Origin of the sequence: Lichenibacterium minor (assembly GCF_004137685.1) — a bacterium.
Taxonomy (GTDB): Bacteria; Pseudomonadota; Alphaproteobacteria; order Rhizobiales; family Beijerinckiaceae; genus Lichenihabitans; species Lichenihabitans minor.
Genome location: NZ_QYBB01000002.1, coordinates 280359 through 292505 on the forward strand (window position 1 = coordinate 280359; position 12147 = coordinate 292505).

The window sequence follows — 12147 nt, forward strand, 5'->3', positions numbered from 1 at the left end:
TGCCGTCGCCGACGGGAGCCCGCACGAGAAGCCGAGCCCGTCGGGCTCTCGGCGGACGGTCGTGGGCGGGCCCACGCCGCCCTGTCTAAGGCTTCGGCGCCGCCCCGTCGAGCGTCACAGGCACCTCGACGGAGCCGGCCGGGGCCGTCAGCGTCAGGACGAGGGGTGCGGGCGGAACCTCGGCGCCCTTGGGGCGGTCGAGGCGTTTCACGGGAAACACCGCGTCCCCCCCGGCGACCACGGGCGTTCCCGCCGCATAGGCCCAACCCTCGGGCGCTTCCACGAAGAGCGCGGCGCCCCGCCCCGCCCCGGACGCCGTCACCCTGAAGCCGCCGTCGGGGGCGGGTTCGACGCCGCGCACCGCCGGCGTGCCCCCGCCGCCCACGGTGCCGGGCCTCGGCACGGCCGATAGGGCATCGCCCACCCAGGCCGCCTCGGGCGCGGCCCCGCGGCCGAGGGCCAGGCGCAGGTCGGCGTGGGCCGGCAGGCAGATGTCGTGGCAGGCCGCGTAGTCCAGCGTCACGGCGAGCCCGACGGGCTTCGACGGATCGGCCGGCTCGACCAGCACCGGGAACACCACGTCGTCCCGGTAGCCGAAGGCTTCGGCGCCGGCCTCGTCGAACTTCGACGGCGCGGGATAGCGCACCGTCGCGGTCTTCAGGTTGGTCGAACCCGCGAAGGAGAAGGAGGGGGGCACGCCGGCGTCGCCGGGGTCGCGCCAATAGGTGATGAAGCGCGGCTCGAGCCTGATCTCGACGCCCGCCAGCAGCCCGTGGCCGCCCGGCCCGGGCCCTGCGTCGATCAGCCTGGCGCGCGACTGCGCGCCCTCGGACCAGGGCGAGCGTCCGGCGGCTTCCGCCGCCTTGGACGTCACCGGCGCGGCATCCACCGCCTGGGGCAGGGCGGTGGCGAGGAGGGCCGCGCCGGCGCCGAGCAGGGCCGGCCGGAGCGGGATGGGGAGGAGACGCAGCATGGCGCTGCAGGTAGCGCGCCGGAGCGCGTTCGGCCAGCTTGCGGGCGCGGCGGGCGCCGGCCTAGGATCGCGCATGACGACCGCGTCCCCGTTCGACTCCCCCGAAGCCACCTTCCTCGACGGCCAGCTCCTCGTCGCCATGCCGGGCATGGGCGACAAGCGGTTCGAGCGTGCGGTCATCTATCTCTGCGCGCATTCCGCCGACGGCGCGATGGGCATCATCATCAACCATCCCGCCAAGAGGGTCAGCTTCACGGACCTCCTCGTGCAGCTCGACGTCATCGAGCCCGACGAGGCCATCCGCCTCCCGACCAGCGCCGGAAACGTGCCGGTGGTGAAGGGCGGGCCGGTCGACACGGGCCGGGGCTTCGTGCTGCACTCGACCGACTACCACGTCGACAGCTCCACCATGGAGATCGACGGCGGCGTGTCGCTCACCGCCACCGTGGACGTGCTGCGCGCCATCGCCAAGGGCCTCGGGCCCCACCGCGCCATGCTGGCCCTGGGCTACGCGGGCTGGGAACCGGGGCAGCTCGAGCAGGAGATCCGCCAGATGGGCTGGCTGCACTGCCCGGCCGACGAGGCGCTCATCTTCGATCCCGCCCTCGACACCAAATACGACCGCGCGCTGCGCAAGATCGGCATCGACCCCGGCAGCCTGTCGAGCCAGACCGGACACGCATAGGGGCCGGCGGCGGCGCGGGGGTCGCGCCCCGCGGCAGGAACACCCGACCGTCGGATCGGTTGAAGCGGCATATCAGGAGCCGCATCATGACCGACGATCCGCTGAAGAAATACCCGCGCCCGCCCTTCAAGGCGCAGCCGCAGAGCTTCCCCGGCCTCACCAGCAAGATGTCGCCGGAGCCGGACCACGGCGAAGGCAGCTACAAGGGCTCCGGCCGCCTGGACGGCAAGGTCGCCATCGTGACGGGCGGGGACAGCGGCATCGGCCGCGCGGTCGCCATCGCCTTCGCCCGGGAAGGCGCCGACATCGCGCTCTCCTACCTCGACGAGGAAGGAAAGGACGCCGAGGAGGTCAAGGTCTGGATCGAGAAGGCCGGCCGCCGCTGCCTGCTGCTGCCGGGCGACATGTCGGCGGCGAGCCACTGCCGCGCCATGGCCGAGAAGACCGTGGAAGCCTTCGGCAAGATCGACGTCCTGATCAACAACGAGGCCTTCCAGCACCCGAACGAGGGGCTCGACGACATCGACGACGAGGTGTTCGAGAAGCACTTCCGGGTCAACGTCTTCGCGCCCTTCTACCTCACCAAGGCGGCCGTGAAGCACATGAAGCCGGGCGGCTCCATCGTGGTCACGTCGTCGGTGAACTCGAAGCACCCCATGCCGTCGCTGTTCGCCTATTCGGCCACCAAGGGCGCCCTGAGCAACATGGTCATCAGCCTGTCCGGGATGCTGGCCGAGAAGGGCATCCGGGTGAACGGCGTGCTCCCCGGCCCGATCTGGACGCCCTTCATCCCCGCCGGCATGGACGACGCATCCGTGCAAAGCTTCGGATCGCAGACGCCCTTCGGACGGCCGGGGCAGCCGGCGGAGCTCGCGCCCTCCTATGTCATGCTGGCCTCGGACGAGAGCAGCTACACGTCGGGCGCGCTCATCACCGTCGCGGGCGCGATGCCGATCTTCTGACGCCGGCCGGCCGGGCGTCCTCACCCCCCGGCCAGGTCGCCCAACACGGCGCCGACCAGCGCCAGCGCCGCCACCGCGGCCGTGTCGGCCCGCAGGATGCGCGGGCCGAGCGACAGCCGCAGGTGCCGGGGCAGGGCGAGCAGCGCCGCCCGCTCGGCCTCGTCGAAGCCTCCTTCCGGCCCGATGACGACGGCGGCCGGCCCGCGCGGCGCCGCGCGCAGGGCCGCCAGCGGGTCGGCCACCTCGGCATCCTCGTCGCAGAACACCATCAGCCGTGCCGGGTCCCAGCCGGCCAGGAGGGCGTCGAGGCGCGCGGCCGGGCGTACCTCCGGCACCGCGAGGATGCCGCATTGCTCGGCGGCTTCCACGGCGTTGGCGCGCATGCGGTCCTCGTTGACCCGCGCCGCCTGGGTGCGCCGCGTGATCACCGGCTGCAGCACGCCCGCCCCCATCTCGACCGCCTTCTGCACCATGTAGTCCAGCCGCGCGTGCTTCAGCGGCGCGAACAGCAGCTGCAGTGCCGCCGGGGCGGGCTGGGGGCGGGTCGTCTCGGCCGGGTGCAGGGTGGCGGACGCCTTGCGGCCTTCGAGCGTGCAGCGCCACTCGCCGTCCCGCCCGTTGAAGGCCAGCACCAGGTCGCCGTTGCCCAGGCGCAACACGTTGGTCAAATAATGCGCCTGATCCTTCGACAGCGGAACCGGTGCCCCGGCGGCGAGATCGCCCTCGAGATACAGGCGCGGGGCGGAAAAATCGTAGCGGGCCAAGGCGTTCGGCTCCATCGGCTGCGGGCGGGACGCGTCGCCGTGCGCCGACTGGGGCGACACTGTCAAGCCGGTGTGCCATGAAGCTGCCGCTTTTGGGAGGCCTCCATCGGGCCTACCGACGCTTGCTCCCGCGGCCGCCTCCTCGTGCCGCACACGATGAGATGCCCGCATGACCGTTCGCCAGTCCCCTTCGCGTCGCACGACGGCCCTCCTGGTCGACGTGGTCCGGGCTGGCGCGGTCGCGGCGTCGCTGCTCGCGCCGGCGGCGGCCTGGGCCGACTGCAACGTCGACATGGGCGCCCTGGCGGCGAAGCGGGCTTCGGCCAGCGCCATGCTCGACCAGAACAAGAAGGCGCACGGCGGCAAGCTCGACCCCGTGTCGGCCTGCCCGCAGCTGAAGGCGCTGGCCGCCGCGCAGGGCGCCATGGTGTCCTACATGAAGACCAACAAGGACTGGTGCGGCCTGCCCGACCAGATCGTGTCGCAGGGCGCCGCCGCGCAGGCGCAGATCAGCGGCTTCGCCGTGAAGGCTTGCGGCATGATCGCCAAGATGAAGCAGATGCAGGCCGCGCAGGCCACCGCGGCCGCCCAGCAGCAGCAGGCTCAGATCCCCGCGCTGAAGCTTCCCGCCGGCCCGCTGTGAGCGAGGGCGCCGGCCGCCCCGCCCCGCCCCGCCGCATCGCCGACGACCTCCCCGACGCGGCGCTGCGGCGCTGGCCCGCCGCCGTCCGCCCCTATGCCCAGCTGGCCCGCTGGGACCGGCCCATCGGCTGGCAGCTGCTGCTCGCCCCCTGCTGGTGGGGGACGGCGCTGGTGGCCGACGCCGTGCATTCTTCCCCCGACGTCACGCATCTGGCACTGTTCGCCGTCGGCGCCGTCGCGATGCGCGGCGCGGGGTCGACGGGCAACGACATCGTCGACCGCGACATCGACCGCGCGGTCGAGCGCACCCGCGGCCGGCCCCTGGCGAGCCGCCGCGTGTCGACGCGGCAGGCCGCGGCCTTCCTGGTGGCGCAGTCGCTGGTGGGGCTGGCGGTGCTGCTCTGCTTCGACCGCTACACGGTCGCGCTGGGCATCGCGGCGCTGCTGCCCGTGGCCGTCTACCCGTTCATGAAGCGGATCACCAACTGGCCGCAGTTCGTGCTCGGCCTGGCCTTCGCCTGGGGGGCGCTGGTGGGCTGGTCCGCCACCGCGGGGTCGCTCGCCTGGCCGGCGCTGGCGCTCTACGCCGGCGCGATCCTGTGGACCATGGGCTACGACACGATCTACGCGCTGCAGGACATCGCCGACGACGTCGGCGCCGGGATCGGCTCGACGGCGATCCGGTTCGGCCGGCATGTGCGGGGCGGGGTGGCGGCGCTCTACGCCCTGGCGCTCGTGCTGATCGCCGCCGCGATGGCCGGGGTCGGGGTGGGGGCCTGGGCCTGGGCGGGCTTCGCGTGTTTCGCCGCGCATCTCGGCTGGCAGGTGGCCCGCATCCGCCGTGACGACACGGCGCGCGCCCTGACGCTGTTCCGCTCCAACCGCGACGCGGGGCTCGTGCTCTTCGCCGGGCTTGCGATCCAGGCCTGGGCGTCGATGGGCTGACGCGCCGGCTGTTTCACGGGAAACAGCGCCGCCCGTCGAAACCCGTCAGCTCGAGTCCCGATGCCCCGCCGCCACGGCGCGGATGGCGTCGGCCAACGCTTCGGCGGCCGGCGACAGGGCCGCGCCGACGCGCGTCGTCAGCCCCACGGGCCCCAGCGTGTCCCGCGTGTCGACCGGGAGCAGCGCGAGGGCGCCGATCTCGACGTCGTGCGCCACCACGCCTTCGGAGATGATCCACACGGCGTCGGTGGTCGAAACGGTGCCGCGGCCGAAGGCCGTCGACACGGTCTCGACAGCGTCGTCGGGAGCCGCGACGCCGAGCGACAGCAGGAGCCGGTCGACGGCGGGGCGGATGATGGAGCCGGGCGGCGGGAGCAGCATGGGGAAGCCGGCGAGGCGGTCGGGCAGGGCCCGGCCGCCGCACAAGGGGTGCCCCGGCCTCACCGCCAGCACCACCCGCTCCGAATACAGGTGCTCGAAGCCGAGGCCCGCCATGCGGTCGGGCTCGCCCATGCGGCCCACCACCATGTCGACCTCGCCGTGGCGGAGCTGGGCCTGCAGCACGTCGTTCGGCCCCGTGACGACGCGGGCGCGGGCGGCGAGGCCGAGGCGCCGGAAGTCCTCCACGGCGCGGGGCAGGATGCGCGCCGACACGGTCGGCAGCGCGCCGACGACCACCACGGCGACCGCCGGGCCGCGCGCCTGGCGCGCCGCCGCGACGCCCTGGGCGAGCGCGCCGACCGCCGCGGCGGCATGGCGCTGGAACACCGCGCCGAACGCCGTGAGGCGGAAGGGGCCGGCGCCGCGCTCGACCAGCGGCGGCCCGAGCAGGTCCTCGAGCTCGCGGATGGTCTTGGAGATGGCGGGCTGGCTCACGTGGAGCTCGGCCGCGGCCCGCGCGAAGCCCCGGAGGCGCGCCACCGCCAGGAAGGTGGCGAGGTGGCGCAGCTTGATGGCGGGATCGAGCATGGGGGTCCGCGGGCTTCCGGTGACGCCACGACGAAGGCACGCCTTCCTCGTCCCGTGCCGGAGCACGATGGACGGGGAGGCGAAGCCGCGGCGAGGCACGGCGGGTATAACCCGGCGGTTATCGGCCCGCGTCCAAATCTCATTTTACAGCCGCTCCGCCGCGGGTCTAACCTCCCCGCCATGGCGCCGCGGCGCGCCGGGCAGGGGGGGCGACACCGAATGGCCGAGGGGCGGGGCAGGACGCGGCGGCAGGTCGCCGTCATCGGGGCGGGGCCGGCCGGCATGCTGCTCGGCCACATGCTGCGCCAGCACGGCATCGACGTCGTCGTCCTGGAGCGGCGCGACCGCGCCTACGTCGAGGGTCGGGTGCGCGCCGGCGTGCTGGAACAGGGCACCGCGGCGCTGATGGCGCGGCTCGGGCTCGACGGCCGCCTCAAGCGCGAAGGCCTCGTCCATTCCGGCACGAAGCTGTCGGTCGATGGCGACACGTTCCGCATCGACTTCGCCGAACTCACCGCGGGCGCCACCGTCACGGTCTACGGCCAGCAGGAGGTGATGAAGGACCTGTTCGACGCCGCCGAGGCCCGCGGGCTCGACATGGTGTTCGACGCCGAGGATCTCCGGATCGAGGACATCGACACCGACACGCCGTGCGTGCGCTACCGCCGCGCCGGCGCCGACCATGCGGTCGAATGCGACGTGGTGGCGGGCTGCGACGGGTTCCACGGCGTCAGCCGGGCGGCCATCCCGGCGGGCGTGCTCAAGACCTACGAGCGCGTCTATGGCTTCGGCTGGCTCGGCATCCTGGCCGACGTGCCCCCGGCCGACCACGAGCTGATCTACTGCAGCCATGAGCGCGGCTTCGCCCTGGCGTCCATGCGCTCGGAAACGCGCAGCCGCTACTACCTGCAATGCGCCGTCGACGAGCGGATCGAGGACTGGCCCGACGAGCGCTTCTGGGACGAGCTGTGCCTGCGCCTCGGCCCGGAGGTCGCCGCGCGGGTCACGCGCGGGCCGTCCTTCGAGAAGACGGTGGCGCCGCTGCGGAGCTTCGTGGGCGAGCCGATGCGCCACGGCCGCCTGTTCCTGGCCGGGGACGCCGCCCATATCGTGCCGCCCACCGGCGCCAAGGGCATGAACCTCGCCGTGTCGGACGTGACGATGCTGGGCGAAGCGCTGGTCGCGTTCTTCGCGGAAGGGTCGACGGCGGGCATCGACGGCTATTCGGCCCGCGCCCTGGCCCGGGTGTGGAAGGCCGAGCGGTTCTCGTGGTGGTTCACCGGGCTGATGCACCGCTTCCCCGACACGGACCCCTTCGCCCGCAAGATGCAGGTGGCGGAGCTCGCCTACATCCGCGGCTCCCGCGCCGCCCAGACCACGCTGGCCGAAAACTACGTCGGCCTGCCGATGGGGCCGGCATGACTTCGGACACGAGGACGGCCCGTCGGCGTTCCGACCCGCGGGGCTCCGCCCCGCACCCCGCCGAGGGCCGAAGGCCTGCGGAAAGCGACATGAGAAGGACACGCCGGCCATGATCTTCGTCGAAAGCGGCGACGCCGTCATCCACGCCGAGCTGATCGGCGACCCCGAGGAACAGCCCGTCCTCTGCTTCGTGAACTCGCTCGGCACCGACTTCCGCATCTGGGACCAGGTGGCGGCGCATTTCGCCGAGGATTACTGCCTGCTGCTCTACGACAAGCGCGGCCACGGCCTGTCCGACCTCGGGCAGGGGCCCGTCACGATCGACCGGCACGTCGACGACCTCCTGGCGCTGGTCGACCATTTCGGCATCGACCGCTTCGGCGTCGTCGGCCTGTCGATCGGCGGCATGATCGCCCAGCGCCTCGCCGTCCGCGCCCCGGACCGCCTCGCCGCCCTGGTGCTCTGCGACACGGCCGCCAGGATCGGCGACGCCGAGGGCTGGAACAGCCGCATCGCCGCCATCGAGGCGGACGGCATCGACGCCATCGGCGACGCCGTGATGGAGCGCTGGTTCACCCCCGCCTACCGGGCCGAGGAGGACATGCCGCTGCGCGTGTGGCGCAACATGCTGACCCGCCAGTCCGCCAAGGGCTATGTCGCGTCCTGCGCCGCCATCCGCGACGCCGACCTCACGGCCGACGCCGGCCAGATCGACGTGCCGACCCTCGTGGTGGTGGGCGACGGCGACCTGTCCACCCCGCCCGACCTCGTCCGCGCCACGGCGGAGCTGATCCCCGGCGCGCGCTTCGCCGTGATCGAGGGCGCCGGCCACCTGCCCTGCATCGAGCGACCGGACGAGCTCGCCGCCCTCATCGGCGACCTCCTCGACCAGGTGACCGACGATGACTGACGACGCGCTCTACCGGCAGGGCCTCGCCGTCCGGCGCTCCGTGCTGGGCGAAGCCCACGTGGCGCGGGCGTCGGCGAGCGTCACGCCCTTCGACGCCGATTTCCAGCGCTTCATCACCGAAGGCGCCTGGGGCTCGGTGTGGTCGCGGCCGGGCTTCACCCGGCGCGAGCGGTCGGTGGTGACGTTGGCGCTGCTGGCGGCGCTCGGCCACCACGAGGAGGTGGCGCTGCACGTCCGCGCCACCGCCAACACCGGCGCCACGCCCGAGGACGTCGCGGAAGCGATGCTGCATGTCGCCGTCTACGCCGGCGTGCCGGCCGCCAACAGCGCCATCAAGGTCGTGAAGCAGACCTACGCCGCCATGGCGGCGGAGGCCGCGGGGACCACGGATCCGGCCGGGGAGGCCGGCGCCGCGGCGCCGGCAGAAGACGAGGGAGGACGCCATGTCTGACCACAGGGGCAGCTTCTACGCGCGCGACCGGGACTGGCACCCGCCCGCCTACACGCCCGACTACAAGACCTCCGTGCTGCGCGCGCCCAAGCAGGCGCTGTTGTCGCTCGACAACACGATCTCGGAGATGACGGGGCCGGTGTTCGGCCACGACATGCTGGGGCCGCGCGACGACGACCTCATCACCAACTGGTCGAAGACGGGCGACGCCATCGGGCAGCGCATCGTGGTGCACGGCCGCGTCCTCGACGAGAACGGCCGCGGCCTCCCGGGCGTTCTGCTGGAAGTCTGGCAGGCCAATGCCGGGGGGCGCTACCGCCACCACAAGGAAACCTACCACGCCGCGCTCGACCCGAACTTCGGCGGCTGCGGGCGCTGCATCACGGCCGCCGACGGCTCCTACCGGTTCCGCACCGTGAAGCCCGGCGCCTACCCCTGGCCGAACCGCGTCAACGATTGGCGCCCGGCGCACATCCACTTCTCGGTGTTCGGCCACGCCTTCGCGCAGCGGCTGGTGACGCAGATGTATTTCGAGGGCGATCCGATGATCTGGCAGTGCCCGATCGTCGGCACCATCCCCGACAAGCGCGGCGTCGAGCAGCTCATCGCGGCGCTCGACCGGCGGAACACCACCCACATGGACGCTCTGGCCTACGAGTTCGACATCGTGCTCCGCGGCCGGCGCGCGACCCTGTTCGAGAACCGGATGGAGGGGACCTGATGGTTCAGCGCCGCGACGACCTGAAGGAATCGCCGTCGCAGACGGCGGGCCCCTACGTCCACATCGGCACCAACCCCAACTGGGTCGAGATCACCGGCGTGTGGCAGGGCGACCTCGGCCTCGTGCTGGTCGGGCCCGACACGAAGGGCGAGCGCGTGCTGATCAAGGGCCGCATCTTCGACGGGCTCGGCAAACCCCTCAACGACGCCCTGGTGGAGATCTGGCAGGCCGACGCCGACGGGCTCTACAACAGCCCGGAGGAACGGCGGGGCAGGGCGGACCCCAACTTCGTCGGATGGGGCCGCCAGCCCACGGATCGCGACACGGGCGAGTTCCGCTTCGAAACCATCAAGCCCGGCCGCGTCCCCTACGGGGACGGACGCCCGATGGCGCCGCACATCACGGTCTACATCGTGGCGCGGGGCATCAACATCGGGCTGCACACGCGGCTCTACTTCGGCGACGAGGCGGCCGCCAACGCCGAATGCCCGGTGCTGAACCGCATCGAGCACCCGGGCCGGCGGCAAACCCTGGTTGCGCCGCGGGGCGAGGAAGCCGGCCTGCCGGCCTACACCTTCGATGTCCACCTGCAGGGGCACCACGAGACGGTGTTCTTCGATGTGTGAGGGCGGTGCGGTGCCCGCCTCCTCCCGCGGGAGGGGAGGGGGCGGCCCGGCGAAGCCGGATCGGACGAGGGGGGCCGCCACGCGCCGGGGCTTCCCCGCCCGTCGCCCCTTCGCATCTGCACCTTCTCCCGCGGGCGGGACGAGAAGCTCATGACCCTCCTGTCCGCCCTCGCCGGCGATCCCGAACTCGAAGCGCTCTTCACCGACGCGGCCGACCTCGCCGCCATGCTGCGCTTCGAATCCGCCCTGGCCGAGGCCCAGGCGGCGGCCGGCCTGATCCCGGCGGAGGCCGCCGCCGGCATCGCGGACGTCTGCGCCGGTTTCACGCCGGACTGGGCCGCGCTCCGCGCCGGCCTCGCCCGTGACGGCGTCGTCGTGCCGGAGCTCGTCCGCCAACTCCGCGCGACTTCGAATGCGATATATGCGAAATACATTCACGTCGCGGCGACCAGCCAGGACGTGATCGACACGGGCCTCGCGCTCCGCCTCGCCCCGGCGCTGGACGTCCTCGACCTCCGCCTCGACGCGCTCGATGCCGCGCTGGCCGCCCTGTCGGCCCGCGACGGCGCGGCCCCCCTCATGGCCCAGACCCGCATGCAGCGCGCGCTGCCCTTCACCGCCGCCGACAAGGTGGACACGTGGCGGGGGCCGCTGCCGCGCCACCGCGCGCGGCTCGCCGAGCTCCGCCCGCGCCTGATCCGCCTGCAGCTCGGCGGACCCGTCGGCACACGGGCGGAACTCGGCCCGCAGGCCGGCGCGGTCGCCGAACGCATGGCGGGGCGCCTCGGCCTCGCCGACGCCCCGGCCTGGCATTCGCAGCGCGACGGGGTGGTCGAGTTCGGCGGGTGGCTGGCGCTCGTCTGCGGCAGCCTCGGCAAGATGGGGCAGGACGTCGCCCTCATGGTGCAGAACGAGGTGGGCGCGGCGAAGCTGGCCGGCGGCGGCACCTCATCGGCCATGGCCCACAAGTCCAACCCCGTGCCGGCGGAGCTCCTGGTCGCGCTCGCACGCTACGCCGCCGGCCTGTCGGGCACGCTGACGGGAGCCATGGTCCACGAGAACGAGCGCTCCGGCGCCGCCTGGACGCTGGAATGGCTCGTGCTGCCCGGGCTCGTCGTGGCGGCCGGCGCCGCGCTCGCCACGGCGCTGTCGCTGATCGAGAACCTGTCCTTCCCGTCCCGTCCCGCCTGAGAGTTCGCCATGCCGTCCCCCGTCGTCATCGCCGTCGCCATCACGGGCTCGGTGCCCCGCAAGAAGGACAACCCCGCCCTGCCGGTGACGCCGGCCGAGCAGGTCGAGTCGACCCACGCCGCCTTCGAGGCCGGCGCCACGCTGGTGCACGTCCACGTGCGCGAGCCCGACGAATCGCCCTCGTCGGACCCCGAGCTGTTCCGGCAGGTGCAGGAGGGCGTGCGGAAGCACTGCCCCGGCATGATCGTGCAGTTCTCGACCGGCGGCCGCGGCCGCACCCCGGCGCAGCGTTCCGCCGCTCTGGAGTTCCGGCCCGACATGGCGTCGCTGTCGACGGGCTCGGTCAACTTCCCCTCGGCCGTCTACGAGAACCAGCCGCCGCTCGTCGACGAGCTGGCGGGCAAGATGAAGCTCCACGGCATCAAGCCGGAGATCGAAGTCTTCGACCTGTCCCACATCCACGGCGCCAAGCGCCTCGTCGACGCCGGCCTGATGGACCGCCACGCCCACCTGCAGTTCGTGCTGGGCGTGAAGAACGCCATGCCGGCGATGGAGCGCCTGCTCAAGGCGCTGGTCGAGGAAGGCTACGCGGCGCTGCCCGACATGACCTGGACGGCGGCGGGCATCGGCCGCCACCAGAGCGAGGTGGCCGATTGGGCGCTGGGGCTCGGCGGCCACGTCCGCACCGGGCTGGAGGACAACATCCGCATAGCCAAGGACCGCCTCGCGTCCGGCAACGCCGAGCTCGTGCGGGTCGCCGCCGACCTCGTGGCCAAGCACGGCCGCACCGTCGCGACCCCCGCGGAAGCCAGGGCCCTGCTGCGCCTTCCGGGCGCCTGACCCGCGATCGTCGCGCCGAAGGTGCGTCGGCGTGCCCGGCGCCGCG

14 protein-coding genes are annotated in these 12147 nt (G+C 73.1%); 11 read left to right on the plus strand and 3 right to left on the minus strand.

The window, feature by feature from the left end:
* Nucleotides 1-85: 85 nt before the first annotated feature.
* The gene (locus D3273_RS03435) at nucleotides 86-973 is read right to left on the minus strand and encodes a protein-disulfide reductase DsbD domain-containing protein (protein WP_165359364.1); all 888 of its coding nucleotides are present in this window, start codon (nucleotides 971-973) and stop codon (nucleotides 86-88) included.
* A 73-nt stretch (nucleotides 974-1046) separates the two neighbouring features.
* Between D3273_RS03435 and D3273_RS03440 the strand changes: the two genes are divergently transcribed.
* On the plus strand, nucleotides 1047-1658 hold the full coding sequence (locus D3273_RS03440) for a YqgE/AlgH family protein (RefSeq protein ID WP_245500963.1): 612 nt from the start codon (nucleotides 1047-1049) through the stop codon (nucleotides 1656-1658).
* 86 nt (nucleotides 1659-1744) lie between these two features.
* Nucleotides 1745-2620: an SDR family oxidoreductase gene (locus tag D3273_RS03445; RefSeq protein WP_129223510.1), complete on the plus strand. Its 876-nt coding sequence runs from the start codon at nucleotides 1745-1747 to the stop codon at nucleotides 2618-2620.
* 20 nt (nucleotides 2621-2640) lie between these two features.
* On the opposite strand, the gene D3273_RS03450 is transcribed toward D3273_RS03445, so the two are convergent.
* Nucleotides 2641-3384 carry a 16S rRNA (uracil(1498)-N(3))-methyltransferase gene (locus D3273_RS03450; RefSeq protein WP_129223772.1) on the minus strand — a complete coding sequence of 248 codons (744 nt, stop codon included), beginning with the start codon at nucleotides 3382-3384 and terminating at the stop codon, nucleotides 2641-2643.
* 169 nt (nucleotides 3385-3553) lie between these two features.
* Between D3273_RS03450 and D3273_RS29015 the strand changes: the two genes are divergently transcribed.
* Both D3273_RS29015 and ubiA read left to right on the plus strand, forming a co-directional pair.
* On the plus strand, nucleotides 3554-4027 hold the full coding sequence (locus D3273_RS29015; RefSeq protein ID WP_245500964.1) for a hypothetical protein: 474 nt from the start codon (nucleotides 3554-3556) through the stop codon (nucleotides 4025-4027).
* Nucleotides 4024-4971, plus strand: a complete 948-nt coding sequence (gene ubiA, locus D3273_RS29020) for a 4-hydroxybenzoate octaprenyltransferase (protein ID WP_428977752.1) — start codon at nucleotides 4024-4026, stop codon at nucleotides 4969-4971. The genes D3273_RS29015 and ubiA overlap by 4 nt, the downstream gene beginning before the upstream one ends.
* A 45-nt stretch (nucleotides 4972-5016) precedes the next feature.
* Here the strand turns inward: ubiA and pcaQ are convergent, their stop codons facing one another.
* Complete coding sequence (gene pcaQ, locus D3273_RS03460; RefSeq protein ID WP_129223513.1) at nucleotides 5017-5940, minus strand: pca operon transcription factor PcaQ; 924 nt, start codon at nucleotides 5938-5940, stop codon at nucleotides 5017-5019.
* A 219-nt stretch (nucleotides 5941-6159) separates the two neighbouring features.
* Here pcaQ and pobA point away from each other — a divergent pair, with 219 nt between their 5' ends.
* The 7 genes from pobA (at nucleotide 6160) to D3273_RS03495 (ending at nucleotide 12101) form a co-directional block, all read left to right on the plus strand.
* Nucleotides 6160-7362: a 4-hydroxybenzoate 3-monooxygenase gene (pobA, locus tag D3273_RS03465; protein ID WP_129223515.1), complete on the plus strand. Its 1203-nt coding sequence runs from the start codon at nucleotides 6160-6162 to the stop codon at nucleotides 7360-7362.
* A gap of 109 nt (nucleotides 7363-7471) precedes the next feature.
* On the plus strand, nucleotides 7472-8272 hold the full coding sequence (gene pcaD, locus D3273_RS03470) for a 3-oxoadipate enol-lactonase (RefSeq protein WP_129223517.1): 801 nt from the start codon (nucleotides 7472-7474) through the stop codon (nucleotides 8270-8272).
* On the plus strand, nucleotides 8265-8723 hold the full coding sequence (gene pcaC, locus D3273_RS03475) for a 4-carboxymuconolactone decarboxylase (RefSeq protein ID WP_129223519.1): 459 nt from the start codon (nucleotides 8265-8267) through the stop codon (nucleotides 8721-8723). Before pcaD ends, pcaC begins: the two co-directional genes overlap by 8 nt.
* A complete protein-coding gene (gene pcaH / locus D3273_RS03480) occupies nucleotides 8716-9444 on the plus strand; it encodes a protocatechuate 3,4-dioxygenase subunit beta (RefSeq protein WP_129223521.1) in 729 nt (242 codons plus the stop codon). Before pcaC ends, pcaH begins: the two co-directional genes overlap by 8 nt.
* Nucleotides 9444-10070 carry a protocatechuate 3,4-dioxygenase subunit alpha gene (gene pcaG, locus D3273_RS03485; protein WP_129223523.1) on the plus strand — a complete coding sequence of 209 codons (627 nt, stop codon included), beginning with the start codon at nucleotides 9444-9446 and terminating at the stop codon, nucleotides 10068-10070. The genes pcaH and pcaG overlap by 1 nt, the downstream gene beginning before the upstream one ends.
* A gap of 150 nt (nucleotides 10071-10220) precedes the next feature.
* Nucleotides 10221-11261 (plus strand): 3-carboxy-cis,cis-muconate cycloisomerase, encoded by a 1041-nt coding sequence (locus tag D3273_RS03490; RefSeq protein WP_129223525.1) that lies wholly within the window; start codon nucleotides 10221-10223, stop codon nucleotides 11259-11261.
* Nucleotides 11262-11270: 9 nt separating this feature from the next.
* Entirely contained in the window at nucleotides 11271-12101 is an 831-nt protein-coding gene (locus tag D3273_RS03495; protein WP_129223527.1) for a 3-oxoadipate:acetyl-CoA acetyltransferase, read from the plus strand.
* The last annotated feature ends 46 nt before the right edge of the window (nucleotides 12102-12147 follow it).

Excerpts from the sequence above, each read along its gene's own strand:
- D3273_RS29015 (WP_245500964.1), top strand. The coding sequence starts at position 3,554 with ATGACCGTTCGCCAGTCCCCTTCGCGTCGCACGACGGCCCTCCTGGTC.
- pobA (WP_129223515.1), top strand. The coding sequence starts at position 6,160 with ATGGCCGAGGGGCGGGGCAGGACGCGGCGGCAGGTCGCCGTCATCGGG.
- D3273_RS03435 (WP_165359364.1), bottom strand. The coding sequence starts at position 973 with ATGCTGCGTCTCCTCCCCATCCCGCTCCGGCCGGCCCTGCTCGGCGCC.
- D3273_RS03440 (WP_245500963.1), top strand. The coding sequence starts at position 1,047 with ATGACGACCGCGTCCCCGTTCGACTCCCCCGAAGCCACCTTCCTCGAC.
- pcaH (WP_129223521.1), top strand. The coding sequence starts at position 8,716 with ATGTCTGACCACAGGGGCAGCTTCTACGCGCGCGACCGGGACTGGCAC.
- pcaQ (WP_129223513.1), bottom strand. The coding sequence starts at position 5,940 with ATGCTCGATCCCGCCATCAAGCTGCGCCACCTCGCCACCTTCCTGGCG.
- pcaC (WP_129223519.1), top strand. The coding sequence starts at position 8,265 with ATGACTGACGACGCGCTCTACCGGCAGGGCCTCGCCGTCCGGCGCTCC.
- D3273_RS03490 (WP_129223525.1), top strand. The coding sequence starts at position 10,221 with ATGACCCTCCTGTCCGCCCTCGCCGGCGATCCCGAACTCGAAGCGCTC.
- pcaG (WP_129223523.1), top strand. The coding sequence starts at position 9,444 with ATGGTTCAGCGCCGCGACGACCTGAAGGAATCGCCGTCGCAGACGGCG.
- D3273_RS03445 (WP_129223510.1), top strand. The coding sequence starts at position 1,745 with ATGACCGACGATCCGCTGAAGAAATACCCGCGCCCGCCCTTCAAGGCG.
- pcaD (WP_129223517.1), top strand. The coding sequence starts at position 7,472 with ATGATCTTCGTCGAAAGCGGCGACGCCGTCATCCACGCCGAGCTGATC.
- D3273_RS03495 (WP_129223527.1), top strand. The coding sequence starts at position 11,271 with ATGCCGTCCCCCGTCGTCATCGCCGTCGCCATCACGGGCTCGGTGCCC.